Origin of the sequence: Acidithiobacillus sp. HP-11 (assembly GCF_015100075.1) — a bacterium.
GTDB classification, from domain to species: domain Bacteria; phylum Pseudomonadota; class Gammaproteobacteria; order Acidithiobacillales; family Acidithiobacillaceae; genus Acidithiobacillus; species Acidithiobacillus thiooxidans.
Map to the genome: position 1 here is coordinate 47,700 of NZ_JACKYY010000001.1, position 26,155 is coordinate 73,854.

24 protein-coding genes are annotated in these 26,155 nt (G+C 54.2%); 13 read left to right on the forward strand and 11 right to left on the reverse strand.

The window, feature by feature from the left end; all coding sequences use genetic code 11:
• Window positions 1-28: 28 nt before the first annotated feature.
• Complete coding sequence (locus H7F08_RS00225; protein WP_193639634.1) at window positions 29-2,608, reverse strand: plasma-membrane proton-efflux P-type ATPase; 2,580 nt, start codon at window positions 2,606-2,608, stop codon at window positions 29-31.
• Window positions 2,609-2,858: 250 nt separating this feature from the next.
• Between H7F08_RS00225 and H7F08_RS00230 the strand changes: the two genes are divergently transcribed.
• Complete coding sequence (locus tag H7F08_RS00230; RefSeq protein WP_031570082.1) at window positions 2,859-4,238, forward strand: dihydrolipoyl dehydrogenase; 1,380 nt, start codon at window positions 2,859-2,861, stop codon at window positions 4,236-4,238.
• Window positions 4,239-4,294: 56 nt separating this feature from the next.
• Here the strand turns inward: H7F08_RS00230 and H7F08_RS00235 are convergent, their stop codons facing one another.
• Complete coding sequence (locus H7F08_RS00235; protein WP_226831028.1) at window positions 4,295-4,633, reverse strand: HigA family addiction module antitoxin; 339 nt, start codon at window positions 4,631-4,633, stop codon at window positions 4,295-4,297.
• Window positions 4,634-4,835: 202 nt separating this feature from the next.
• On the opposite strand from H7F08_RS00235, the gene H7F08_RS00240 reads away from it, so the two are divergent.
• From H7F08_RS00240 to H7F08_RS00280, 9 genes are all read left to right on the forward strand, one after another.
• Window positions 4,836-6,290, forward strand: coding sequence for a cytochrome ubiquinol oxidase subunit I (locus tag H7F08_RS00240; RefSeq protein ID WP_193639635.1), 1,455 nt, complete (start codon window positions 4,836-4,838; stop codon window positions 6,288-6,290).
• Between the two features lie 40 nt (window positions 6,291-6,330).
• Window positions 6,331-7,413, forward strand: a complete 1,083-nt coding sequence (locus H7F08_RS00245) for a cytochrome d ubiquinol oxidase subunit II (RefSeq protein ID WP_193639636.1) — start codon at window positions 6,331-6,333, stop codon at window positions 7,411-7,413.
• Between the two features lie 81 nt (window positions 7,414-7,494).
• On the forward strand, window positions 7,495-7,812 hold the full coding sequence (locus H7F08_RS00250) for a hypothetical protein (RefSeq protein ID WP_193639637.1): 318 nt from the start codon (window positions 7,495-7,497) through the stop codon (window positions 7,810-7,812).
• 77 nt (window positions 7,813-7,889) lie between these two features.
• Window positions 7,890-8,105, forward strand: a complete 216-nt coding sequence (locus H7F08_RS00255; RefSeq protein WP_193639638.1) for a hypothetical protein — start codon at window positions 7,890-7,892, stop codon at window positions 8,103-8,105.
• Between the two features lie 12 nt (window positions 8,106-8,117).
• Complete coding sequence (locus H7F08_RS00260; RefSeq protein WP_010638924.1) at window positions 8,118-8,834, forward strand: Crp/Fnr family transcriptional regulator; 717 nt, start codon at window positions 8,118-8,120, stop codon at window positions 8,832-8,834.
• 133 nt (window positions 8,835-8,967) lie between these two features.
• Entirely contained in the window at window positions 8,968-9,528 is a 561-nt protein-coding gene (locus H7F08_RS00265) for a sigma-70 family RNA polymerase sigma factor (RefSeq protein ID WP_031570097.1), read from the forward strand.
• Window positions 9,529-9,682: 154 nt separating this feature from the next.
• Window positions 9,683-10,057: a carboxymuconolactone decarboxylase family protein gene (locus H7F08_RS00270; RefSeq protein ID WP_193639639.1), complete on the forward strand. Its 375-nt coding sequence runs from the start codon at window positions 9,683-9,685 to the stop codon at window positions 10,055-10,057.
• Between the two features lie 29 nt (window positions 10,058-10,086).
• Entirely contained in the window at window positions 10,087-10,254 is a 168-nt protein-coding gene (locus tag H7F08_RS00275) for a hypothetical protein (protein ID WP_153940763.1), read from the forward strand.
• A 113-nt stretch (window positions 10,255-10,367) separates the two neighbouring features.
• Window positions 10,368-11,696, forward strand: coding sequence for a TolC family outer membrane protein (locus tag H7F08_RS00280; protein WP_193639640.1), 1,329 nt, complete (start codon window positions 10,368-10,370; stop codon window positions 11,694-11,696).
• Between the two features lie 98 nt (window positions 11,697-11,794).
• On the opposite strand, the gene H7F08_RS00285 is transcribed toward H7F08_RS00280, so the two are convergent.
• From H7F08_RS00285 to H7F08_RS00295, 3 genes are read right to left on the reverse strand one after another with little or no spacing between them, the layout of a single operon-like run.
• Window positions 11,795-13,183, reverse strand: a complete 1,389-nt coding sequence (locus H7F08_RS00285) for an MFS transporter (protein ID WP_193639641.1) — start codon at window positions 13,181-13,183, stop codon at window positions 11,795-11,797.
• A gap of 17 nt (window positions 13,184-13,200) precedes the next feature.
• Entirely contained in the window at window positions 13,201-14,616 is a 1,416-nt protein-coding gene (locus tag H7F08_RS00290) for a chloride channel protein (RefSeq protein WP_193639642.1), read from the reverse strand.
• A 16-nt stretch (window positions 14,617-14,632) separates the two neighbouring features.
• Window positions 14,633-16,483, reverse strand: coding sequence for a chloride channel protein (locus tag H7F08_RS00295; RefSeq protein WP_193639643.1), 1,851 nt, complete (start codon window positions 16,481-16,483; stop codon window positions 14,633-14,635).
• Window positions 16,484-16,575: 92 nt separating this feature from the next.
• Here H7F08_RS00295 and H7F08_RS00300 point away from each other — a divergent pair, with 92 nt between their 5' ends.
• Genes H7F08_RS00300 through hemG form a run of 3 tightly spaced genes read left to right on the forward strand, consistent with a single transcriptional unit; the run spans window position 16,576 to window position 19,919 of the window.
• Entirely contained in the window at window positions 16,576-17,493 is a 918-nt protein-coding gene (locus H7F08_RS00300) for a LysR family transcriptional regulator (protein ID WP_010637935.1), read from the forward strand.
• 57 nt (window positions 17,494-17,550) lie between these two features.
• A complete protein-coding gene (locus H7F08_RS00305; RefSeq protein WP_193639644.1) occupies window positions 17,551-18,591 on the forward strand; it encodes an AI-2E family transporter in 1,041 nt (346 codons plus the stop codon).
• 5 nt (window positions 18,592-18,596) lie between these two features.
• Complete coding sequence (gene hemG, locus H7F08_RS00310) at window positions 18,597-19,919, forward strand: protoporphyrinogen oxidase (protein ID WP_193639645.1); 1,323 nt, start codon at window positions 18,597-18,599, stop codon at window positions 19,917-19,919.
• A gap of 21 nt (window positions 19,920-19,940) precedes the next feature.
• Here the strand turns inward: hemG and H7F08_RS00315 are convergent, their stop codons facing one another.
• The 6 genes from H7F08_RS00315 to rpoZ form a co-directional block, all read right to left on the reverse strand.
• Window positions 19,941-20,840, reverse strand: a complete 900-nt coding sequence (locus tag H7F08_RS00315) for a L,D-transpeptidase family protein (RefSeq protein WP_193639646.1) — start codon at window positions 20,838-20,840, stop codon at window positions 19,941-19,943.
• A 90-nt stretch (window positions 20,841-20,930) separates the two neighbouring features.
• Entirely contained in the window at window positions 20,931-22,985 is a 2,055-nt protein-coding gene (recG, locus tag H7F08_RS00320) for an ATP-dependent DNA helicase RecG (RefSeq protein ID WP_193639647.1), read from the reverse strand.
• Window positions 22,986-22,989: 4 nt separating this feature from the next.
• Window positions 22,990-23,205 carry a DUF1858 domain-containing protein gene (locus tag H7F08_RS00325; RefSeq protein ID WP_010637925.1) on the reverse strand — a complete coding sequence of 72 codons (216 nt, stop codon included), beginning with the start codon at window positions 23,203-23,205 and terminating at the stop codon, window positions 22,990-22,992.
• A 1-nt stretch (window position 23,206) separates the two neighbouring features.
• Window positions 23,207-23,596 (reverse strand): Rid family detoxifying hydrolase, encoded by a 390-nt coding sequence (locus H7F08_RS00330; protein ID WP_010637923.1) that lies wholly within the window; start codon window positions 23,594-23,596, stop codon window positions 23,207-23,209.
• A 14-nt stretch (window positions 23,597-23,610) separates the two neighbouring features.
• Window positions 23,611-25,890 (reverse strand): RelA/SpoT family protein, encoded by a 2,280-nt coding sequence (locus H7F08_RS00335; RefSeq protein WP_010637921.1) that lies wholly within the window; start codon window positions 25,888-25,890, stop codon window positions 23,611-23,613.
• Window positions 25,874-26,149: a DNA-directed RNA polymerase subunit omega gene (rpoZ, locus tag H7F08_RS00340; protein WP_010637920.1), complete on the reverse strand. Its 276-nt coding sequence runs from the start codon at window positions 26,147-26,149 to the stop codon at window positions 25,874-25,876. Before rpoZ ends, H7F08_RS00335 begins: the two co-directional genes overlap by 17 nt.
• Window positions 26,150-26,155 lie beyond the last annotated feature (6 nt).

A 26,155-nucleotide genomic window follows, 5' to 3' on the forward strand; every position in this document is an offset into this window, starting at 1 on the left:
CCGAATCAGGGGGTGCAATAAGAGAACATTATTTTGAATCTCCACCTCTCATAAAATGGGTAAAAGCCTGCCGAATGTTTCGTTGAAAGCCGGCACCATCCCGTTCCAGCTGTGTCAGGGCGGGATGCAGAGAATGATTGAGAGTGCGCAAAAACCGACTCTGATGGGCTGCCTCATGATCCATCAGGCGGTGAATGCCCAACTTGGCAAGATCGGCCAGTACCATCCACACAATGTTGTACGCCCATACCAGTCCAATGGTCGTCCAGGGTATCGCCGGCATCAGCCAGCCGAAGCCAACAATTGCCACACCCACAATCTGGGTACCCAGGATGGCCAGCAGGAGAATGGGCGCAGGGTAGGGGGGGCGCCAGAAAGGCCCGCGGACCCGGGTCAGGAACAACATGAGATGCCCCCCGGCAATCAGCTGCAGGAACATGATGCTTTGTGCTTCCGGCAGAGGAATATGAAACACAAAGCGGGTAAGGAGATAAAGCCCAAAGGTCCCCGCAAAAGCCAGGAGCCCCATGGCTGAAGACAGACTCAGCACTCTCGGCATTTCCCAATGAACGGGGGACTTCTTTACGGCGGTATGGTCCCAGGCAATGGTCATGATGGGAATATCATCGAGCAGGGAAAGCAGAACAACCATGATGGCCGTCAACGGATAAGAGTTGAAAATCAGCATGGCAACGACCACAAAAAACAGAATATCCAGGGTCATGGCGATGCGATATACCGTATAACTGGTCATCCGCTCAAAAATGCGTCGCGCCTCCTCGACGGCCTTGACGATCACATTCAGGCCCGGGGCTGTCAGAATCAGGGCGGCAGCACCGCGTGCAGCGTCGGTGGCACCCGACACAGCAATCCCCACATCGGCCTGTTTGAGCGCCGGCGCATCATTCACGCCATCGCCGGTCATGGCGACAATATGCCCGCGTTGCTGCAGGGCTTTGACAATGGCGTATTTATGTTCAGGAAACACCTGGGCAAAGCCATCGGAGTGTTCAATTTCATCGCCCAGTGCCTGGGGAAGTACCCCGCCCTCGGCAAATTTCGAGAGCCGGTCATCCACGGTCAGAATATGCGTGCCCAGGTTCAATTGACCGGCAATTTCACTGGCAATGGCCTGATGATCACCCGTCACCATCTTGACTTCAATACCATGTTCCTGCGCTTCCATAATGGTCTGCTTGGAATCGACCCGAGGCGGATCCAGCAACGAAAGAATCCCGAGAAAACGCCAGTTCTGCGCATCATCGTCGGAACGGACCACGCCCAGCGTACGAAACCCCTTGGCGGCGGCATCCTCCACCACTTTTTCGGCCTTGGCACGTTCAGCATCAGCCAGTTTGGCCATTTCAATGAGAACTTGAGGCGCCCCTTTGCTCACCCGAAACTTTTTCCCGTCGCTTCCGTGAAGTTGCCCTTCCGTACGCTTGGAGATGGGATCAAAAGGAATGAATTTGTCCTGAGTGAAAGCCGCGAGAGTTTTGTCGCGATCGGGAAGTCCGGCAAGCACGGCATTATCAATGGCGTCCGCGTCTTCCGCCTTACTGGCCAAGGCCGCCGCAAGAATGAGTTCCTGTTCATTCTGCGCGGCAAACAGGGCGCTTTCCCCCAGGGTGATCTTGTTTTGGGTTAAGGTTCCAGTTTTATCCGAGCAGAGAATATCCACCCCGGCCATTTCCTCAATGGAAGTCAATTTGGAAACAATGGCCTTCATGCGCGATAGGGCCAGAGCCCCCAGAGCCATGGTGACGGACAATACCGCCGGCATGGCGACCGGAATGGAAGCCACTACCACAACCAGGACAAAAGTCAGCAGGGTCAAAAACGGCAAGCCACGGACTAATTCTACAACAATCAGCAATAACGAAAGGGATAGAGCCAGAACAATTAAAAAGTTACCGATATTAAGTACGGCTTTTTGAAAGTGCGAAACGGGAGCGGCTTTTTGCACCAGACTCGCCGTACGTCCGAAAAAAGTCGCAGAGCCGGTTTCATAGACCAGCCCCAGCATTTCACCCTGCTTGGCAATAGTTCCTGAGTAGGCCACGTCTCCGGGTTTTTTGTTCACCGGTAAAGACTCGCCCGTCAGGGCAGACTGATCCACGGACAGATAATCACCAGAAATGAGTTTGATATCCGCCGGTAGAATATCCCCCAAGCGCAGACGAACGACGTCACCCGGCACCAGTTGCGCTGCGTCAATGCTTTGCCATTGCTGATCGCGCAAGACCCGCGCTTTGAGCGCCAGTTGATTTTTCAGCGCCTTGAGGGCGTCATTGGCACCTTTTTCTTCCCAAAAACCAATGCCACCGTTGATGAGCAGCATGGCAAAAATGACAAAAAAGCTCTTCCAGTCGCCGTTGATGGCCGATAAAACGGCCGCAACCTCAATCATCCAGGGAATGGGTGCCCAAAAATAGGAAATTAATCTACGCCAGAGCGGAGTTTCTTTTTCTTCCAGCAGGTTGCTGCCAAATTGCGCCAGGCGGGTACTGGCTTCACTGCTGCTTAAACCTTTATCGCTACTTTCCAGAGCCTGAAAGCTGGCATTCAAATCCAGGCTTTCAAAACTTTTTGCATCAACCGGTTGCATGCGACGGTCTCCCTTTATGGAAATTCTCTACAGAAAACATCTGACCAGCTCACAATTCAAATCTCAATATCCTAATATAAGATAGCACAAGATTCGTTCGGGCAATCTGACTTCGCCATATCCGTAGCCATGAGTATAGACAAGGTGAAAGAATCATCATGAATTTTAATGATATATTCATATCTGCCTGTTTCTTTTGTTTGCTTGTGCTAGGCTTTGCAGGATTGGTTTCAACGTGGAGGGCTGCAAAATGACTGTTCAGGAAGTGGATTTGTTATGCGTAGGTGCAGGTGGCGCCGCCTATCCGGCCGCTTTTCGTCTGGCAAAAGCTGGAAAGAAGGTACTCATGGTCGATCCGAAGGGGGTCATGAGTGGTAACTGTCTGTATGAAGGTTGTGTTCCTTCCAAGGCGGTTCGGGAAACAGCCGCTTTTTACCAGGATGCCCAGCGTTTTCAGCCCTACGGACTGGGCGGCAATCTGCACGTGGATTTTGCCGCCCTGATGCAGCACAAAGATGCCATTCAGGAGCGGCGTTATGCCCAGCACGCAGCGGAACTGGCCGCAGAACCTCTTATCCGCTTGATCAAGGGCGTAGCGCGCCTGTTAGATCCCCATACGGTGAAAGTAGATTCAGATGCGGGAACGGATACCTATCATGCCCGGCATATCCTGATCGCCAGTGGCTCGGACGTGTTCATTCCGCCCTTGCCCGGTGCTGAATGGTGCCTGACCAGTCATGATCTTTATAAACCTTCGCCAGCCATGCGGGCTTTGCCCGAAAAACTGCTGGTTATCGGCGGTGGCTACATAGGGCTGGAAACAGCGACATTTTTTGCTGCCTTGGGTACGGAAGTTACCTTGCTGCAAAAAGGCGCACAAATCCTGAATGGCATGGATCCAGGCATGGTCAACCTGCTGCTGCCTTTACTACCCAAAGGGCTTGAACTTCGCACCAATGTAGAGGTGCAACGCGTTGAGAATACAGGCAGTGGTCGTCGTGTTGTCTGGCTTGAGGACGGCAAGGAACAAAATCAGGAGGTCGATGCCGTCCTGCTCGCCGTGGGGCGTCGTCCGGTCATTCCAGAGGGTGCAGAAGCCCTGGGCATTGCGTTTGATCATCATGGTATCCAGGTGGGCCCCAGCCTGCAAACCCGCTTTCCGCATATTTATGCAGCAGGGGATGTTAATGGACGGGTACCACTTTTTCACGCAGCAGTGCGTCAGTCTCTGGTGGCAGGCCACAATATTCTGGCGGGGAACGTTCCTACGGATTATGCGGATTTTGACCATGTGCCGACAACGATATTCACCTTGCCGGCAGCAGCCTACATCGGCCTGACACCGGCCAAGGTCTCTCCTGGATCTTTGCTGGAAGCCCGCTATGCCTTTTCAGAGGACTCCAGAGCGCAGATTCTGGAACGTCTGGATGGCGAAATCCGGCTCTTTTTCGAGCCCGGCAGTTTGCGGATTCGCGGGGCATGGATTGTGGGGATTGATGCAGGCAGCCTGATTGGACAGGTGGGTACGGCCATTGCGGGCGGAATGACGGCCTATGACCTGGCGCGATTTGCCGATCAGCATCCAATGTCCGCCGAAGGTATCGGCAAGGCTGCACGCAACCTGTTGTAAATCACCCTCTGCAATCAGTATCAGCAATATCGACGATCAATAAAAGGTTTCTAGGCTTAAACTGGGCGCTTATGCCACTTGTTGTCTGGGCTGTACTTCGCGGGCAATGGTGGCGCCCGCCCCGTTTTCCGCAGATCGTAAGCAACTTGTAGTCCCAACCAGAATTCCGGACTGGTCTGAAAGTAGCGGGACAAACGCAATGCCGTACCTGGTGAAACTGCCCGACGCTCACGAATGATCTCATGGATACGTGGTGACGGCACCCGCAATGCCATAGCCAATGCATGTGGTGTCATTTTCAGCGGGGCCAAAAACTCCTCACCTAATACTTCGCCCGGATGAATAGGGCGCATTCCATTTCTGGTTATGATTTCGATTCCTTTGTTAATTGTCATTTTTTCTGCTTGCAAGAATAAATTGGTTTATACGAACCACATGAACCGGTTGTATCCCCCATTATTTTTTTGCGAAAAATCATTTTTAAAACGCAACATACTGATTAATTATAGAGCGGATAACTGGCACATTTATTGCTGATATAGATTCGGTAATATGTTTGCCATTTTTTAACGCCGCTTTTAAAGCGAGGAGTTTATCATGCTCGTAGAAAATACTTTGCCGATTCTTCTGAGTCGGCTGGATTTTGCCTGGATTACCTCCATGCACATCCTCTGGACGCCCCTAACTATCGGGGTGTCATGGATTCTTTTCGGATTGGAAGTAGCCTGGCTGCGTTCCGGAGACGAACGATGGTACCGTCTGGAGCGCTTTTTTGAAAAAATCTTTATTGTCAATTTCGGCGCTGGTGTGGCTACCGGTGTCACCATGGAAATGGCCTTCGGCATTCTCTATGGCCCGTTTTCCCAGGCCGTGGGTCCCTTCTTCGGAAATATTCTGGGCTTTGAAACCATTACCGCCTTTATGTATGAAGCCGGCTTCATTGGCCTCATGGTGTTTGGTTGGAACAAGATCGGCAAAGGGATGCATTTGTTCTCTACCTTCAACGTGGCGTTTGCTTCCAGTTTGTCGGCCTACTGGATTCTGGTGGCCAATGGCTGGATGCAGACTCCTGATGGTGTCGTGCTGAAAGACGGTCTGTTTCAGGTGACCAATTGGTGGAGTGCCATTTTCAATGAAAGTAATGAATGGGGTTTCCCGCATATGTGGGTGGCTACCATGATCCTGGGCTTTTTTGTACTGGCCGGGACCAGTGCCTGGTTTATTCTCAAGAATCGTCACGCCGATTTGTTCGTCAAGATGCTGAAACCCGCCATTCTGGCTTTATTGATCGCGACACCGATACAAATCTGGTTAGGCGACAGTCTGGGGGTCGATGTGGCCCATAGCGAACCGACCACACTGGCCGCCATGGAAGGGCATTATCACACTTATTTACCGGATGGTAAGCCGAACACTTCCTGGAATCTGATTGCCATTCCCAATGCTGCCAATGATGGAAGTCTGTTTTCAATCCGTATTCCCCATGTATTAAGCCTGCTGGAAACCCACACCCTGAATGGCGTGGTTCCCGGTCTGGATCAGTTCCCGGCCAAGGATCGCCCCGATGTCTGGGTCCCTTTCTATTCCTTCCGGATCATGGTCGCTATCGGCTTTTTCCTGTTCTTTATGGCGTTGTGGGGCACCATGCTCATCCTGCGCGGCCAACTGACGGTGGAGGGATTGCGTAAACGCCCCTGGTTTTTGCGGGCCATGGTCTTTAGTGCTTTTTTACCATATCTTGCCATCTGGACCGGCTGGTGGACCCGCGAAGTAGGGCGTCAACCCTGGGTAGTTTATAACCTCATGCGCACCTATGAGGGCACCAGTCACATGGGGATTGGACAGGAAATCGTCTGGTTTCTCGGATATGGCGTTTTTGAACTGACCGTCTGGGCCGGTGCCTGGTATTTCTTCTCCCGCGTGATCCGCAAGGGACCGGATCTGGAAAGTCCTTTACCGGGTGCGCCAGAGCAGCATGCTGATCAGGAACACGCCGGCGGTGGACTGGCGAAACCGACTTTTGCCAAACCGACCTTTGGGAAAACCCATTAAGCGTGGTTTTCCGGGATCTTGATTCAAGGAGTAATACAATATGTTTGATCTCGCCAGAATCGCTACCACTCTAACGACGTGGTGGTGGCTGTTACTCAGTCTACTGTTTCTTTTCTTCATTGCCCTGGACGGTGCCGATCTCGGCGCCGGGGTGTTTGCCCTTTTTTCTCCTGATGAGCAGGAGCGGGGCGCCATTATGGCTTCCATGGCCGGTATGTGGGATGGCAATGAAACCTGGCTGGTCGTTGCCGGCGGCGTTCTGTTTGGCGCTTTTCCGCTGGTGTATGGATCGGCCTTCAACTATCTGATGATTCCTTTGATGTTCGCTTTATGGGGCGTCATTTCGCGGGCTGTAGCCTTTGAGTTTCATGTCCATGCAACCGGAAGCAAGCGCTTTTGGGGTTGGGCCTTTGCCGTCGGGAGTTTTATGGCGCCTTTCGGGGCGGGCGTGGCTTTGGGGGCGACCTTGCAGGGCTTCCCCATGAAGGCCGGTGAGGCCATGGCCAAAGGGGCTCCGGGCCTGTTTGTGAATTCGCCCATTCCCCATTTTACCGGGACGGCTCTCACTTTTCTGACCCCTTTCAGTATCTTCACCGGTTTTGGCGCGGTCATTGCGGCCGGGCTGGCCGGCGGTCTTTACCTGAGTGCACGCTTTGAAAAAGGGGATCCGATCAACGTCAAGGCACAGCGCTGGACCACCCTTTTTTCCTACCTGGCCTTAGCAGCAATTGTCGTCACGCTGGTATGGTCCTATGCCATATTCCCCTGGGCAGCGGCAAAATGGACTGGCCCTTATTGGTGGGTATGGGCCATCTGGCTCTTGGTAGTTCTGTTCTTTGCCTTTAAATCCATGATGAACCACTCCATGCAAAAAGACTTCGCCGCCCTGCTGTGGGGTGAAGGGGTGGTGGTTCTCCTGTGGTTTGCCATGTGGGCTACGATGTTTCCCTACATTGTTCCGGAAACCTGGACCATCCAGGCGGCCGCCAATCCGGCCAACTCCATTGCCGTGTTTACCCTATTCATGACCGGGTTTGTACCCATCATGATCATGTACAACGCTTATCAAATCTGGGTGTTCCGGGGTCGCACCACAAAAATGGCCAGTTACGGCGGTCATTAAAACCGGAAGGGAAGGGCAGGCTTTTCGCTGCCTTTTCCCCAGTTCCTGTGTAACAGACGGAAACTATTCATGGAGTGATTTATGAAAATCAGATCTTCTTTAACGGTTCAGGGCGAACCCGAAGCACAGCTGGATGACCGTGCCATTCTGGATATTCTCGATGTACTGGAAACACGCCACGATCTGGTCAATGAACAATGGTATGCGCTACGCGCAGAACTCTCCACCCTGAATGAAGAGCAGGTGTTGAATAACCATTCGCAAAAAAAGGTGTCCGATCATAGCTTGCTGATGGAGCAGGAATTATCGCGTTATCAGCGCTTCTTTCACATTTTTCGGCAAAATCTGCCGCAAAAAAAGGCAAACCGGGCAGCTTATCCCGTACTGTACACGAGCTGAATGCCATGGAGGGACTTTCATACCAGCGCATACAGGATGGCGCACAACCTGACACGACATCGGGAGATATCCTCATAATGCAAGACACGAATCGTATTCTGAACTGCCTGCGTGGCGGGCCGATGACCAGCATAGAGATGGCTTGTACCCTGCACCTGACGATGAACCGTATTCAGAGTATTCTGAATGAGCTGGTTACCCAACGCAGCATTTATGCGCGACGTTGGGTAACCGATGCCTCTGATAACCAGATCCCGCTCTGGGAATTGGAGGATGCCGACAGCATCGCCTAACAGGAGTATCTCATGCATTCAGCGTCATGGAATCTGACGGGCCAGTCAGATTGTCAGCTTTGTCCCATGCGCCAGTTGAGCATTTTTGCAGGGCTCACTGTACAAGAATTAGACAATCTGGGGATGACCGTACAGGATATTCATCTGCCTGCTGGAGAAGTGCTTTACCATCAGGGCGAAAGCGCCCGCCATGCGTTTACCTTGCGGTCTGGTGTCATCAAACTCAGTCTGGAATCACCGCTTCATGGGGTGGAAAAAATTGTTCGGCTATTGCGTCATGGCGATCTGTTGGGATTTGAGGGCTTGAATCATGCACATCCCCGTTATCCGCATACCGCCACAACATTAGATGCCGCTGATTTATGTTTGCTGGATATATCGGAATTAAACCGTTTGTCAGAAGACCTCCCCCACGTGCGAGGCGCATTGCTGGAGCGATGGCAGAGAGCCCTGGAAGAGTCTGAATTCCATATTGTGGAAGTGGGAGCGGGTAAGGCCGATGCCTGCCTGGCGGCATTTTTATACCACTGGTGCGGAGTGTTCCCCGATGGCGCCTGGGTCCCTTTCCCGATGGCACGTAAAGAAATTGCCGGTTATCTCGGGCTTTCTTCTGCACATGTTTCGAGAGTCATGGCGGATTTCAAGAGACACGGATATCTGCGTGAATCCGGTCAGCGCATTATGGTTCAGCGCGCGTCGCTACGAAAAATTGCCAGCGGTATGCATTGATGTGTTGTGAATACTCCACCGGCTAAAAGCCGGTGGAGTATTCACTTAAAAATGTAATTCATCTGAAAACCGAGTTTCAATCAGTTTATAGTTTTCTTGTGAGGCACGCGCTCAGACGCTTATGATAGCGGCCATGAATCATGCCCTGAAACCATTGGAAACCTGCGTCACCCATGCCTGGAAAATGCACCAGGCAGAAATATTCGGTTTTCTACGGCATCGTCTGGGAGATGATGATTTGTCTGCCGACCTGCTGCAGTTGGTGTTTCTTAAAGCGCTGCATGAAGGTCGCAGGTTTTGTGAATTGCGCGAGCCCCGGGCCTGGTTATTCACCGTAGCCCGCCATGTGCTGACGGACAACTTCCGCAGTCAGCGCGACTATGTTGATCTTCCAGAAGAACTTGCAGAACCGGTTGCAGAAGTTCCTGCCGTGGATTCGCTGGCCGACTGTTTGCCACATGTATTCACCCTTCTCGAAACGGCTGACCGCGATATCCTCACCTGTTGTGAATTGCAGGGGATGACCCAAAAAGCCTATGCCCTATCCCATGGGCTCAGTTTAGCTGCCGCCAAATCCCGGTTATTGCGTGCCCGGTTGCGCCTGCGTGCGGCTTTAATGACCGTCTGTGAAGTACGGTTTGATGCAGATTCGGGTCAGGTCTGTTGTCATCTCCCTCACAAAAAGCCGTCCTGAACCGGCTGGGCCAAGGTCGCGGCACTGCCTTGAGCCATGCCTCGAATCATCGTTCCGTCTTTATCAGTAACAAATGTGCATCCTTTTCAGGGCTGGTCCGTCTTCCTATACAGGACCCATACGTTTTAACGACTTGTCAAAAGGAGAGTGCATCATGAGTAACACAACGACCCCCACTGCCCACGAATTATTGGCCAAAATGCGTGCCGGCATGGGCCGTGTGCCGGCTGCTATCGAGAAATCCACGGTGGTGGATGAAAGCCTGATTCAGGAGCACATGCGCACACGCATGTATGCCATGCCTCAGGAGGGCGCTCTTGATGAACAGACGCGCGTTCTGGTCTACCTTGCAGCTGCACTGGCGGGCAGCAGCCCGGCTTGTGTCCGGGCAATGTCTGACAAGATTGCTCTGCAGGGCATTCCCAAGGATAAGGTTCTGGAGACGGTACGCATTGTACGCTTTGCCATGGCAACTAAAATGATTGGTGACGCCGAACCGATTTTCGATGCTCTGACCGGGCTTGAATAATTATTTGCCATCCAAACAGGAGCCTTAGCATGAACTTATCGACCAGACACTGGAGCAAAGAAGCATTTCAGGGACTTGAGGGCGCTGTGACCTTGTACGCCGGGCTGCGGGTTACAGTGGCACATCATGAGGCTGCCGGGCCGGTGGGGCCGGTCGAGCCCTTTTATCTTATTCGCAGACTGGTTTTGGCAGGCTGACTGACCGGCGCAATAAGCAACGCCCATGTTGTGTTATTGCGCCGGATAATGGTTTGACGGAAATATGCAGATCCGCTATTTTGGCACCCACTTATCTTAATAAGGGCATAATAATGGGCCTTAGTCGCATTTTCTGGTCCTCCCTTGTGGTGACCTGTTTTCTGAGTACAAGCCCTGCCTGGGCAGAAAACCTGATTGACGCCTACCAGCAGGCCTACCATACCGACCCGGTACTGGCCCAGGCCCGCGCCGAACTGGCCGCACAAATGCAGGACAAGCCCCTGGCGCGTTCAGCCTTGCTGCCCCATGTGGGGGTTGGTGCAGCGGTGGGCTTCAATACCGCCGACATTACCGGCTTTGGCAATATCGATATTAATCGCGCCTATTTGTCCGACAGCTACAGCGTCAATATCACCCAATCCGTATTCAACGGCCAGGCCTGGACGGCGCTGAAACAGGCAGACTCGCGCATACAGGCCAGCGCTGCCGGCCTGACCTACACCGAACAGCAGCTCGCCCTGCAGGTCGCCACGGCCTATTTCGGGGTACTGGAAGCCCAGGCCCAGGAACGGGTGGCGCAAAAGCAGAAATCGCTGTTGGAGAGCATTTACCGGCAAACCCAAGCCACCCTGAAAATTGGCACGGGAGACATTATCGCCGTGCGTGAAGCCCAAGCCCGGGTTGATGCCGCCGAAGCCGATCTCATCAAAGCCAGCAACGGGGTGGCGATCGCCGAGAAACAGTTACAGCGCTTGACCCATCATCCCATCGGCGTGCTGGAGCCTCTGGGCCATTATCAGGCTCTGGGTCCGCAGCCTGATGATATGCAGAGCTGGGTGCACAGTGCTGTTCAGGATCAGCCGCTGATGCATCAGGCCCAGGCCCAGCTCCATACCGCCCAGCAGGAAGTCCAATACCATCAGCGCGCGCGCTGGCCGGTGGTCAACCTGCAGGGCGTAGCCCAGCATGCCCTCGGGAATCCCTTTCCGGGGCTGGTCATGAATCAGGCCGGCGTCAGCCTGAACTTGTCGGTCCCCCTGTATGAAGGCGGCAATATTTCCGCCTCCGTGCAAAAAGCCCAGGCGCAAACCATAGCCAGTGTCGATCATGTTGCCAATGTGCGCGATGAAGTCACCCTGAACACCCAAACCGCCTTTCTCAATCTGAAAAACAGTGTGGCGCAGCTCAAGGCCGCCAAAGAAACCGTAGACTCTGCCAAACTATCCCTGGAAGGAACGCGCAAGGGTTATGAAGTGGGCACCCGCTCCATCATCGACCTGCTGCACACCGCCACCGACTACGTGCGGGCCGAGCAGGACTACAACGTCGCTTTCTACAACCAGGTGATTGCCCGTGTGCAGCTCAAGGCGGCCTCCGGACAAATCAATATGGCGGATTTGCAGGCTATCAATGCGCTGTTGATAAAAAGTGCCTCGTCCTGAAAACAGCTAAAACAATTTCATAAGCCCAAAAGGGATGTTAGAGCAAAAACCTCCCCGCCAAGGGCCGTTTCTGACTATAAAAAACTGTCGGATCCGGCTCAGGTATCCGCCAGCACGCCCATCACTGCCTGCTCGTCATACACTTTGCTGTCCACCTTGCAGTAGACCGCGCCTTCATCCTTGAATACCGCTACCTCAGCAATACCCGGAAGCGCCAGCAAACGGGTCTCCAGATTACTCTGACGCTCGGCAGATTCCGTCAAGGTAAACACCCGGGTCGCCAGGTAACGGGGCCTTTGCATGGTCAGGGCAACCACCAGCCAGATGGCATAAATAATGGCTACCGCCCAGAAAATATCGCTGTAATTACGCGCCCCCGGAATATACAGCAAACCACCCAGCAAGCCTCCACAAAAAGCACCCAGAAATTCGGACGTGGTGTAGACACCCGTTGCCGTACCTTTGGCACCGGGATGACAGAATTTGGCGACCAACGAAGGCAGGCTGGCTTCAAGCACATTGAAGCCCATGAAAAACAGGAAAAGCGCTACGGCAATCAGCCAGATATTATGAGCTGACAGCGCCATCAAAATGACCGAAACCAGTAAGATCGCAATGGCGATGATGAATACTTCCTTGAGCTTCCGTTTGGCTTCGCCCACGATAATCATCGGCAGCATGGCTACAAAAGAGAACAGCATGACCGGCAAATACAGCATCCATTGATCATTCAGGCTGAGCAGGGGATGCCGGGGATCAATCAGCACCAGCGGCAGCACCACGAATATGGCCGTGAGTCCGGTATGCAGGGAAAAAATGCCAAAATCCAGACGCAACAAACTGGGATCGCGCAACACCTCGCCCAACATGGCCGGGCTCATTTCCGCATCGCGATGAAAGCGGGTGGGAACCGCCGGAATCACCAGGTAAAGAACGCCAATGGCGGCAAGGGACAAGACCGCAGTGAGCCAGAATATGCCACTCACCCCAATCCAGCCTGCAAGCGGTGCAGAAAGAATCAGGGAAATACTGAAACTGATGCCAATGGTAATGCCGATAATCGCCATAGCCTTGGTCCAGCGTTCTTCCCGAACCAGGTCGGCGGTCAGGGCAATAATGGCGGCCGCCACTGCGCCAGCCCCTTGCACAATACGGCCAATCAACAACCATTCAATACTGGTCGCCGTAGCAGCGATGGCGCTGCCAATGGCAAAAATCAGCAGCCCTATGGCAATGACCGGCTTGCGTCCCCATTTGTCAGAAAGTTTGCCGAAGGGAATCTGAAAAAAGGCCTGGGTCAGTCCATAGGCTCCCAGAGCAATACCTATTAACACCGGATGGTTCATGGCACCTCGTAAACCATGGGCATAAACAGAAAACACCGGGAGAACCAGAAAGAGTCCCAACAATCGTAGGCCAAATATTCCGGCCAGGGAAAATACGGCTCGGCGTTCCTTTTGATTGAGTGCGGCTTCAGGGTTTTTCATGTACGGCTCCTTGCTGGCTATTTATCGGACGATTTATCCGGGTGGATTTTTTCCTGGACAACATAATGATTTTCCGGAATATCCAGACCCTTTTTGAAGAGCGGGTAGGTATAAATACTTTGCTCCAGAAACACCCGGCGCAATGCAAAAGCCGTCAGTGAGGTGACCATGGCCGGGAGCAGAATATGATAATTATTCGTCAATTCCACCACCATGACCGGCGCACTGATCAGGGCTCCGGTACTTGCCCCAACCATCCCCGCCATTCCGCACATGGCAAATAGTGGAATACTGCCATGCCAACCCAGCAAGCCCTCTGCCAGATAACCAACGCCTGCACCCATGGCCGCCCCCATAAACAGGGAAGGCGAAAAAATCCCGCCAGAACCGCCCGTACCAATGGTCAGACTGGTGGTAACGCCTTTCAGAATCAACAGTAAAATCAGAAAGCCGAGCAGATGTAAGTGACCGGTCAAAATTTCCGAAATAGCAAAATAACTGCCACCAATCAGGTAATAATGGCCGGTAAACCAGAACATTCCATACAGGAGCAACCCCACCAGCAACATGGCGCTCATGTGTCGCAAATAAGGATTGGGCAAGTAGTGTTTGCTGGTCTGCCCTGTCCAGGTCAGCAACTGTATGAACAAAAAGCTCATCAAACCCGCCACAATGCCCAGCAGCGCAAAAGCCGGAAGCATCAGGCTCCCGGAAAGTGTCGGTGTGGGCACATAGGCGAGAATATGAAAATTGCCCAGACCGGTTTCCGTAATCCAGGTCGCGGAAACCGTTGCTACCAGCGTGGATAACACCGTCCAGGGGCGCCAGTCGGGCACAATGACTTCCATGGCAAAAAACCAGCCACCCAGAGGGGCATTAAAAACCGCTGCGATGCCCGCACCGACTCCGCAACCCACCAGATGAATACGGCGACTGTCGGACATGGGCAGCACATGGCCCATTAATGCGCCCATCGCCGCACCAAACTGCATGGCGGGTCCCTCGCGCCCCGCAGAGCCTCCCGAACCCAGAGTCAGCGCTGTCGCCAGTGGCCGCAAAACGGCAATAATGGGGCGTATGCGTCCGCCATCCGTATGCACCGACTCCATAACCTGGCTGACGCCTGCACCTTCAACTTCCGTGGTGACCCGTTGCACCAGAATGGTAACCAGAAAGGCACCCAATACCGGCACCAGAATCACCCACGGCCCCCAAAGCGACGGTGTGGATGGCAAATGCTCATTGTAATAAAAACTCCAGCTTCCCTGAAAAAACAGGTTGTGGAGCAGCGCTACCAGATAATGGAAAAGCAAAGCACCACCACCGGCTAACAAGCCCACAAAGGCACCAAGAAGGATCAAGCCGGGCCCTTCACCCACCGGGGAAAGCCGATCATGGAGAGTGCGGCGCAGGCTTGTCCATGCCTGTTTCATCGTACGGTATCCCGACTCATTGCGGACCGCGCTCCGGTCGCAGCAGGACCTGAGGCAGAGAGGCATAACTGAGAATATCTTCCACGGTCACCACAGCCACCACATCCTCATGATGTTCGGGGGGATCCTTTTTGCAGAGCAGCGCCGTCTCGCAGGCACAGGCGCGCAGACGGGCGACCAGATCATAAAGCTGACTGTCATCACGCACCGCTACCCAGTCGGTACTGGCCAGATCACTCAAGGGCACATGGCGGATTTCCCGACGCAGAATTTCTGCCACCCGATGCGCAGGAATGACCGCCAAAGGCATGGTCCCTTCAATAATCAGCACATGGGGTAGCTCACGACGATGCAGGAGTATTTTTTGCAAATCCTCCAATGTCCGGTCTCCGCGCAGGCGTACCATAGGCGTTTCGATGAGTTGCGCCGCAGGACGCATCAGATAAAGATTGCTGTGCCGGGCTTCAGGAATAAAATGTCCCCGCCGGATCAGCTTGCGCGTATAGATGCTCTCGCGGGTAAACAGTCTGCGCACACCAAAAGCCAAGCCCGATACCACAATCAACGGGATAATGATGTGGTAGTCATTGGTCATCTCAAAAATCATGACGGCGCCAGTGACGGCGGCCCCGGTAGATGCCCCGACCATCCCTGCCATACCCAGTGCCGCGCCCACCGCCATACCCATCTGATAGTCCGGAATCCACTGACTCACCAGGGCTGCGAAAGCGCCCCCCAGCACGGCTCCCACGAACAGGGAAGGAGAAAAAACCCCGCCGGATCCTCCCGAACCCAAAGTGACCGCAAAGGAAAACACCTTCAATACCAACAGCAGCAGCAGAAAACCGGGATTCAGCAGGGTACTTTCCAGAACATTCTGGACCGTGGCATAACCCACGCCCTCCACATAATAATGTCCGGTGCAGCGTTGGATCATATACATGGTCAGACCCACCGCAGCCATTCCCAAAATTGTGCGCAGATAGGCATTTTTTAACCATTTTTCCAGCAAGTCTTCAGTCCAGTAAAGGGTATTGGTGAACAGCAAACCCACGCCCCCTACCAGCAACCCAAAAACCACATACGCTACATAATCGGCAGCCGTTTCATGGGCTGTACTGGCAATAATGCTGGCAGGAATCACAAAAGAAGGATGATTTCCCAGAAACAGGCGGGACACAAAGGTGGCCGTTCCAGTGGCAATCATGACAGGCACCAGTGTACGGGCACTGACTTCCACCAGCATCAATTCCACCGCAAACAGAATGCCGCCAACCGGCGTATTGAAAGTGGCCGCAATTCCGGCACCGGCACCGGCAGCAATCAAGCCCAGACGCTGCCACTCATGCAAGCGCAACCATTGCGACAGACTGGACCCAAAGGCTGCGCCCATCTGGATAATGGGCCCTTCCCGGCCCACTGAGCCGCCACTCCCAATGGTAATGGCCGAAGCCAGCGCCTTGATCAATACTACGGCAGGGCGAATCACCCCGCGCTTGTAGTAAATGGCATCCATCACCTCGGGCACGCCATGACCTTTGGCCTCGGGCGCAAAGTTGCGCACCAGCCAGACCACAATCAGACCACCGATAACGGGGGCCAAAATGATTCCGGCGCCCCAGATGCTGGCATCCGAATGTTTCAGCGCATTAAAAGAAAAGGACCACTGACCAAAGAAAAACAGGTTGTGCATCAGGCCGATGAGACGCCGAAACGCCACCGCTCCCAACCCGGCGATGATGCCAACAAAAAAGGCCAGCAACAGGTGAAATAAAGGGTTATGGCGCAGCTTGCCCTGCCATCCGCCTACTTCTCTTTCGATTACATGGGTCAATACTTCAGGTGCAATTGGGATATTTTCCGGCATTACCAACTCTTGGAAATGATTTTATTTTGACGGTACGCTATCCTTGAAATTCAAACAAATCGATTTAGTTGAATATTGATTCGGATTAATTGATGAATATTAGCGCAGAACAATGGCTGACCCTCTTACTGCTCGCCGAAACCGGCAGCGTCAGTGAAGTCGCCTCCCGCCTGCATCGCGGACAACCCGCGATCTCTGAACGCCTGCATAAAATCTCGGAAGAAGTCGGCGAGCCCCTCTATATCCGGGAGGGAGGCAGCATTCGCCTGACAGATGCAGGTCAAGCTCTGTTGCCCGACATCCGCCAGCTCCGTGACAAAATCAGCGACATAGAACGTCAGGTCATCCGCCGCCAATCCCTGCAAAGTGGCGATTTGCGCATTGCCTCGACCAGCCTGATCGCCAACCACCTCCTCCCGGCCTACCTGCAAAAATTTCAGAGCAATCATCCAGATATCAATTTGCACATCAAAAGTGGCGTGACCTACTGGCAGGATATTCAGCTTTCCGAAATTGACATTCTTTTTTTTGAGGGGGATATGGATATTCCCAACCTCCCCGCCTACTACGAAAAACTGCCCTGGTGTGCGGATGAAATCATCGCCATCGTGCCCCATGACCATCCCCTCGCCATTCACGCGGAAGTTCCCATTCAGGATTTTCAGGTTTATCCGATCATCTGGCGGGAACCTTCCTCGGGTGTGCGCAAAATCATGGAAGGCGTTTTTAACGCCAGAGATATTCAGCCACAACGCTTCGTGGAAGTAGCTGATGTGGAATCGGTGGGCGCCATGGTTCAAGCCGGACTCGGGGTAGGCTTCATCACCCGAACGGTTTTTGAAAAACGCCTGGATTGGGGACTTCACGGTATCCGCATAGCCGCCCCCAGCCCGGTCTGGAGAAGCTATATTGCCGTCCCCAAAAGTCTGCAAAGATCCCGCGTACTTTCCACCTTCATGGATATTCTCGGCATCGACAAGAACGCCCATAGCCGAACCCTACACGACTGATATACTGATATACTCTGCTAATTCGCAGCTTGATCCACACGGAGCATACGTCAATTCATGCAACGCTTTTTTTTCCTGGCCATTTTGATTTTGCTGGGGTGGTTGACAATTCGTCTGTCTCCCGTTCTTACCCCATTTTTACTGGCAGCCATTCTCGCCTATCTGGGTAACCCTCTGGTGACTTATCTCCAGCGTCATCATATTGGCCGCAGTTGGGGCACCACATTGGTGTTTGTGATTGTCCTGCTGATTGTTGCGGGTAGCATCATGGCCCTGTTACCGGTCATCAAGCATCAATCCCTGCTTTTTGTGGAGTACCTGCAAAAATATGGAGGATTACTGCAAAGCCGTTTGATCCCGCAAATTGCCGCAGCAACGGGTATTCAACTGGATAGCGGCGCTGTTTCCCACTATGCCACCAGCAATGCCCAGAAGCTGGCCGCCTGGCTGGGACATGGCTTACAAGTTGCCTTGAGCTCCGGGTCAGGATTATTGACCGGCGCATTAAGCATCATTCTGGTGCCGGTTCTGGGTTTTTATTTATTACGGGACTGGCCGCGTTTGCTGGTCCGGATTGATCAGTGGATTCCGCAAAAGCATGCACCCTTGATACGTCTTTTGAGCCGGGATGCCGACACCATGCTGATGGCCTTTCTGCGTGGCCAACTGCTGGTCATGCTCGCCCTGGGTTGCTGTTATGCCATTGGTCTCAGCATTATCGGCCTTAAAACCGCCATTCTCATTGGTCTGATAGCTGGCATCCTGAGTTTTGTCCCTTATCTGGGTGTCATCAGCGGCGTCCTCATGGCCAGCCTCGCCATGTATGTGCAAACCGGTTCGCTGCTTTCGGTTGCCTGGGTATTATTGGTATTTTTCATCGGACAGATTCTGGAAAGCATGGTATTTACCCCATATCTGGTAGGAGACCGCATCGGCCTACATCCTGTGGCCGTGATATTTGCCGTGATGGCCGGGGGAGAGTTGTTCGGTTTTATCGGGCTCTTGCTCGCCCTCCCCGTCACTGCCGTATTAGTGGCATTATTACGGCATTTTCAAAGCTGGTATTTGCAAAGCCCTTACTATCTGGGCAAGGAATAAATCTCTTGGATAAAATCATCATTATTGGTGGCGGCCTTTCCGGTCTCGCCAGTGCCTATTTTTTGCAGCAACAGGGCGTGCAGTCCCGCCTGCTGGAAGCAGCCCCCCAAGTCGGGGGAAATCTTCTGAGCATCAAAGAAAATGGTTTTCTGCGGGATGCCGGACCCAATTCACTGATGCTTAAAGGTCAGGTGGTTCCGGCACTGATGGATTCACTCCAACTGCAACAGGAAATCGTCGAAGCCAACCCTCTGGCCAAAAGGCGCTACATACTCAATCGCAAACGCCAACTGGTCCCACTCGGACCGGGAGTACTATTCAGCGGAAAGTTACTCTCTCTGCAGGGTCGCCTGTGCCTCCTCGGCGAAGCTTTTCGCGGGCGCGGCAAGTCCTCAGCGGAAGAAAGCATCGCCGGATTTGTACGCCGCCGCCTGGGTCCTGAAGTACTTACCTGGCTGGTTGATCCTTTTGTTTCGGGAGTATTTGCCGGGGATCCGGAACGACTGGCAGTTGCCGCCACTTTTCCGCGCCTGGTCAAAATGGAACAGGAACATGGTTCGCTATTCAGGGCCGCACTTGCTGGCCGTAAGAACCCCACCAAGCCACGTCTGGTTTCTTTCCACAATGGCCTGCAGGCCTTGCCCCTGCGCATGGCGGAACGGCTGGAGGGACCCCTGCAGTGCAACACGCCGGTAGATCTACTGCAACAACACGAGGATGGAACCTGGGAAGTATTCAGTCAACAGCAAAGCTGGCGGAGTGAAAAAATCATTCTGTCCCTGCCTGCCCATAAAGCAGCGGCTCTGCTGGCAACGCTGCAGCCAACCCTGGCGGCAGAACTGAAAGCCATCAGCTATCCAGCAGTCACTACGCTTTCTCTGGGATTCCCGCGCAGCAGCGTTGCGCATCCCCTGGATGGTTTCGGCATGCTGATTCCCCGTACAATGGGTCTGGAAACCCTGGGCGTCCTGTTCTCCTCCACGCTGTTTCCAGATCGCGCAGCTCCAGAGCAGGTTCTGATGACGGCATTCATTGGCGGCAGCCAGAATCCTCTGCGGGGTCGCTGTGACAGCGACCTTCTCCAGACCGTTTTACACGAAATCCGACCCATTTTGGGCATAGCAGGAGAACCCAGCTTCAGTCGCTGTCAAAACTGGCCGGAAGCCATACCCCAATATGAACTGGGCCACCTGGCTCGCCTGGAACGCATCGCCAAAATAACCCGGCAGATTCCTGGATTGTATTTCCGCGCCAACTGGAGTGACGGTGTCGCCCTGGGTGATTGTATGGAAGCCGCCCAACAACTCAGCCAGAAGCTCGCACACTAGAGTTCCTTAGGCTACCGTGCGTTACTGATTTTTTCCCAGCCTGGCCAGAAGCACGTCCATACCTGTTTCAGGGGAAGAAGCGGAAGACTTTTTTGCACCCGGATTCCGGGCGTATTTAACGGAGCTTAAGTGCTTGGCCGTGCTGTGGGATTTATCAACACTGCCCCTCTTGCGGTGCTGATACTGTGACCATGCCAATTCTGCTTTCGGGTCATAATTACGTCGATAACCCTTCACCTCACCCACAATTTCCACCGGGGTGCCGACCTGTACCAGCGCCGCAATTTGTTGCGCATTCCAGTTGGACAAGGCTACGCAGCCCGCCGTCCAGCGACCTGGAAACACCTTGCTTTCCGGATCATCAGAAAACTGCGGACCCATCCCATGAATGCCTATTTCGCCGCCCAACGGAGTATTTTGAGGTGGAGTCTGACCGGCATCAATGGCGTCCACAATCGCGCGATACTGGCTATGGGTAATAATACCCTCCTGCAATCCCCACTCGGCATTTTCCTTGTTGGGATAGGTGAGTCCCATGAAAGGGCCATACTGGGTGCCATGGAGAATCCAGCCAATATGATAATGACCAACCGGCGTGACATCATCACCACGGGTACGACGCGGTGCCGAACCGTTAAAGCCAATGGCCACAGGGTAAGTAGCCAGGAGCGTATCTCCCCGATAAATCCGCAGCAGATGCGCAGTGGTTGAGACGACTATCCGCACGGGTTGCTGCTGCGCCAGCGCAGAAACTGTCGGCGATACCACCGGAGCCACAGGAGTAATGACTGGCGCCTTGATTTGCGCCGCATAATAGGCCACAGAATGCACGGGCGGCGCAGAAATATGGGGAGCACACCCGTCCAGACCCCACAGAACCATTAACCCCAGCAGCCACCACCATTTTCTTAAATTACCCATGCACCTGCTTCCTTGGTTTTTTCATTTTAATGCTTTCATAATATACCCGAGACAGATCATCAAAGTCCATGATAATCGGCATGTTTTCACTCAACCCACCTGGCTGTAATCCAGACGATTACCCAACCAGCGCTGAATCAGCGCCTGCACGGCTTCTGGATTTTCTTGCAGCAATTGTGTGGCGAGACGTGGCAATTCGGCCAGCAGCGCTTCATCACGCATCATGTCTGCCACCCGCATCTGCAGCAATCCGGTTTGCCGCGTGCCCAGATACTCGCCAGGGCCGCGTAATTCCAGGTCTTTGCGGGCAATCACAAAGCCATCGCGACTGTCACGCATGACCTGCAGGCGCGCCCGGGCTTTTCCCCCCAAAGGCGGATGATAAAGGAGTATGCAACTACTTTGCCGTTGACCACGCCCTACCCTGCCGCGCAACTGATGGAGTTGCGCGAGGCCCATCCGTTCCGCATGCTCAATCACCATCAGACTGGCATTGGGCACGTCCACACCGACCTCAATGACCGTAGTCGCCACCAGAATCCGGGTTTTCCCGGCCTTGAAATCTGCCATGACCCGAGCCTTTTCGGCGGCAGGCAGGCGTCCATGGACCAGAGCGATGGCCACTTCCGGCAAGGCTGCCTGCAAATCGGCATAACTGGTTTCTGCTGCCTGCAGCGCCAGAATCTCGGATTCTTCAATGAGTGGACAAACCCAGTAAATCTGATCTCCTTCAGCCAGTCGGTGCTGCATGCGGGTCATCAACTCTGCCCGCCGGGTATCGGCAACAACCAGGGTTTCTACGGGACTGCGTCCCGGCGGCAGTGCGTCAATAATCGACAAATCCAGGTCCGCATGCACCGTCATCGCCAGAGTCCGGGGGATAGGCGTCGCCGTCATCACCAGGAGATGAGGAATGGTCCCCTTTTCCAGCAGCTGTCGGCGCTGATCCACGCCAAAGCGATGTTGTTCATCAATAATCACCAGACCGAGTCCGGCAAATTTTACTTCATCCTGAAAAAGTGCCTGGGTTCCCACGACAATCTGGATGCGTTGATTGTCCAAACCCTCCAGGACTTCGCGTCGGGCTTTCTGACCAAGCCCGCCCACCAGAAAACCCACCTGAATACCGAGGGGCGTCAACCATTCCACAAAGCGGTCATGCAACTGTTCGGCAAGGATTTCCGTCGGCGCCATCAGGGCTACCTGGTAATTTTGCTCCACGGCCGTCAATGCTGCCGCTGCGGCTACCAGCGTTTTGCCGGAGCCCACATCGCCTTGCAACAAACGCCGCATGGGCCGGGTCTGGGCCATATTCTGGTTAATTTCCGCAATAACCCGCTGCTGTGCGGCAGTCGGTGCAAAAGGCAGTTGTTTCAGAAACGCCGCCCAGAGACTCCCACTGGCTTTAATTACCGGAGCACCCGTTTCATCACCAGCCGTACGGGCAGAGCGAATAGCCAGATGATTGGCGAGCAGTTCTTCCAAGGCCAGACGCTGCCAGGCGGGATGCGCAGGCGTCGGCACTTCTTCTGCACTTTCGTGCAAAAGCCGCAGGCCCTCACCCAGGGGTGGCCACGCCGGACCTAAATATTTCGCCAGATAATCGGGGAGCTGATCCACCAGGGTCAGTGCCTGGGCAACCCAGCGCCGCCATTGTGCCTGGGTAATGCCCTGGGTACTGGGATAAAAAGGGGTCAGGTGGGTAGGCGCCTGAAAGTGTGGCTGGTCGGCCATCTGCCACTCAGGATGCACCATTTCCAGACCCTGGTAACCCGCACGGGTTTCCCCGAAACACCATAAGCGCCTGCCTTTCTGCCATTGGGCACGCATCGGCGCGAGCATGTGAAAAAGGCGGATGTACAGTTGTCCGGTACCGTCACTGAGGGTGACCAGCCACTGATCGCGACGCCCACGCAAGTGTTCCACCTGGGTAATCTCGCCCAGCACCGCAGCTTCCTGTTCAGGCAACAGTGTCCCGATGGGCAAAAGATGGCGCCGGTCCTGGTAGCGGCTGGGCAGATGGAAAAGCACATCCTGGACCCGCCAGATATCCATGCGCTGCAGGCGCTGAACCAGGGCCGGACCAACGCCCCGCAGCGCCGAAACCGAACTTTGCAGGTAGAGAGGAGCGGAGGAGGCAGGCACCTGCTCAGTCGCTGTGCGGCAGAGCCTCGCGATGGGCCCACTCGTTCAGGATTTCGTTAAGATCTACCCCATGCATCCGCGCCACCCCGGCCAGGGTTTCGCGATCAGCAATAAAGCATTCACCGCAATGAATTCCCCTCTCTTCCAGCAATGATACCAGCACCGGATGTTCCTGCAGCAAAACCCGCATCGGCTGGGCCAGAAGTTCGGCGCGCTCCATATCAGTCCGATTTCCCCAAGGCGACAATACCGTCAATTTCCACCTGGGCACCCCGGGGCAGTGCCGTAACCTGCACCACCGCCCGGGCTGGGTAGGGCAGCGCAAACTCCGCCTCCAAAGCCTGGTTCACTGCTGCAAAATTGCTGAGATCCGTAAGAAAAACCTGCAATTTGATGGCCTGTTGCAAATCTGTGCCAGCAGCCGCACAAACCGCCTTGAGGTTGTCCAGCACCCGCCGTATCTGCAATGAAAAATCCCCTTCCACCATCTGTCCGGTGCCGGGATCCAGGGGTATTTGTCCCGACAGGTAGAGCAGACCGTTATGGGTCATCGCCTGACTGTAGGCGCCAATAGCCTGGGGTGCTGCATCACTGTGTACTGGTGTCGGCATGTTTTCTCCTTGGATTAGTTCTTGACCCGCTGTACCCGTGAAACCATGGGCAAACTCCGCAAACTGCGCATGATTTTCGCCAGATGATCCCGGTCATGGGCCAATATGGTAAAGGTGATTCCGGTATAGAGTCCATCCTGAGGCTCAATATCCACATGGTCGATGTTGGAATCTTCATCGGAGATGAGGGTGGCAATACGGGCCAGAACGCCCCGGGCACTTTCTGCCACCACCCGGATAGTCACCGGGAAATCGCCATGAGCATCGGGGTCCCACTGCACATCCACCCAACGATCACGACGCTTGCGCCATTCGCGAATGTTATGACAATCGTGGGTATGCACAACCACCCCTTTGCCTGCGCTGATAAAGCCCAAAATGGGATCGCCCGGGATTGGCCGACAGCAACGCGCCAGGGTCACCGGCAAACCTTCAGTGCCGCGAATCAGCAACGGTTTTTTCACCGCCACCTCGCGATTCAGACGGCTGGGCAGCAGTTGGCTTACCGCCTGCCCCAGACGCCGCGCGGTTTGCGCCAAACGTCCCCGGTCATCTTCTTCCGGCAACAATTTATGGGCTACGACCAGCGGAAATAATTCACCCATTCCGACAGCCGCCAGCAACTGGCCTTCCTCCTGAACATTGAAAGTGCCCAGAACGCGCTGCCAATCCGCCGCAGCCAACTGCTGATAATTTCCACCCAGACTCTGCAGTGCCTTCTCCAGCAGATTACGACCGAGGGTTTCTGCGTCTTCGCGTTGAATGGTTTTGAGATAGGCCCTGACACTGCTGCGGGCCTTGGCAGTAACGACCACGTCCAGCCAGCCAGGCTGCGGATGCGCCGAAGTGGCAGTGACAATATCCACCTTGTCACCATTATTCAGAGGACTGCGCAGGGGCACATACATATCATTGACGCGGGCGGCAACCGCCTGATTCCCGATATCCGTATGAACGGCATAGGCAAAATCAACGGCCGTGGCACCACGCGGCAGGCTGAGAATTTTTCCTTTGGGCGTAAACACATATACTTCATCAGGGAAAAGATCGAGCTTGACACTTTCGAGGAATTCCTGCGAATCGCCGCCCTGGGTCTGCAACTCCAGCAAACGCTGCAGCCAGGCCCGGGCCTGGGTTTCGGCATGGGCATGATTCATCCCGGTTTTGTAAAGCCAGTGGGCAGCCACACCGGCTTCCGCCACCCGGTGCATATCTTCCGTACGAATCTGGACTTCTACAGGGTGCCCAAAAGGTCCCAGCAACACCGTGTGCAGAGACTGATAGCCGTTGGACTTGGGAATCGCAATATAGTCTTTGAAACGCCCGGGAATCGGCCGATATAAGCTGTGAATGATGCCCAATACACGATAGCAGGTATCCACATCCGCCACGATCACCCGAAAGGCGTGCAAATCCAGAATGGAACTGAAGGCCATCCCTTTTTTTTGCATCTTGCTATAAATGCTGTAAACATGCTTCTCGCGGCCGCTGACCTGTGCTTCAAAACCCTCTTGATGCAGACGGTCCAGCAAAGCTTGCTCGATTTTCTGGACGGCCTCTTTGCGATGACCGCGAGCCGCCTTGACGGCTTCGTTGAGGGTATGCCAGCGCTTGGGGTAAAGATGGGAAAAAGCCAGCTCTTCGAGCTCGATACGAATGGCATGAATCCCCAGACGCTGGGCAATAGGCGCATAAATATCGAGGGTTTCACGAGAAATGCGCCGTCTTTTTTCCGGAGTCATGACCCCCATCGTCCGCATGTTGTGCAGACGATCGGCCAGCTTGATCAGCACTACCCGAATATCCCGGGACATGGCCAGAAACATTTTGCGGAAATTTTCGGCCTGGGCTTCTTCCCGGGTTTCGAAACGGACCTGACCGAGCTTGCTGACCCCATCGACCATTTCCGCGACTTCCGGGCCAAAACGCTCGCCGAGTGCTTCCTTGCTAATACCACAATCTTCAATGACATCATGCAGCAAAGCCGCCTGCACGGTAAATATATCCAGCTGTAGTTCTGCCAGAATACAGGCCACCGCTACCGGATGATGAATATAGGGCTCGCCACTGCGACGGGTTTGCTCGCCATGCGCTGCCAGTGCCAGTTCATAGGCTTCCCGGACCCGAGCCACTTCTTCTGGAGTCATGTACTGCTGTAATAACGCCCGCAAAGGCGCACAGGGATCGTCCAGTGCCGGCTTTACCGGTGGTAACCGCAATACTTCACCAACCCCGGATGCCAAAGGCAATACGGGGACGGAAACCGCCTCTACCGATTCAGACGCCGGAGGCATCCTCTGCTCCCGCTAAATCGCGACCCGCTGCGCCCGGAAAATTGGGCATTGGAGGTGGCATCTGCTCGTCCAGAATGGACCGGGTTACCAGGCCTGCCGCCACTTCGCGAAGGGCCACCACGGTGTTTTTGTCCCGTCCTACTTCCACTCCGGCTATAGCTCCAGAAGCCAGTTGGCGGGCACGACGCGCCGCCACCAGGGTCAGTTCAAAACGATTGGTGACATTTTCCAGACAATCCTCAACAGTTACTCTCGCCATTTTTAC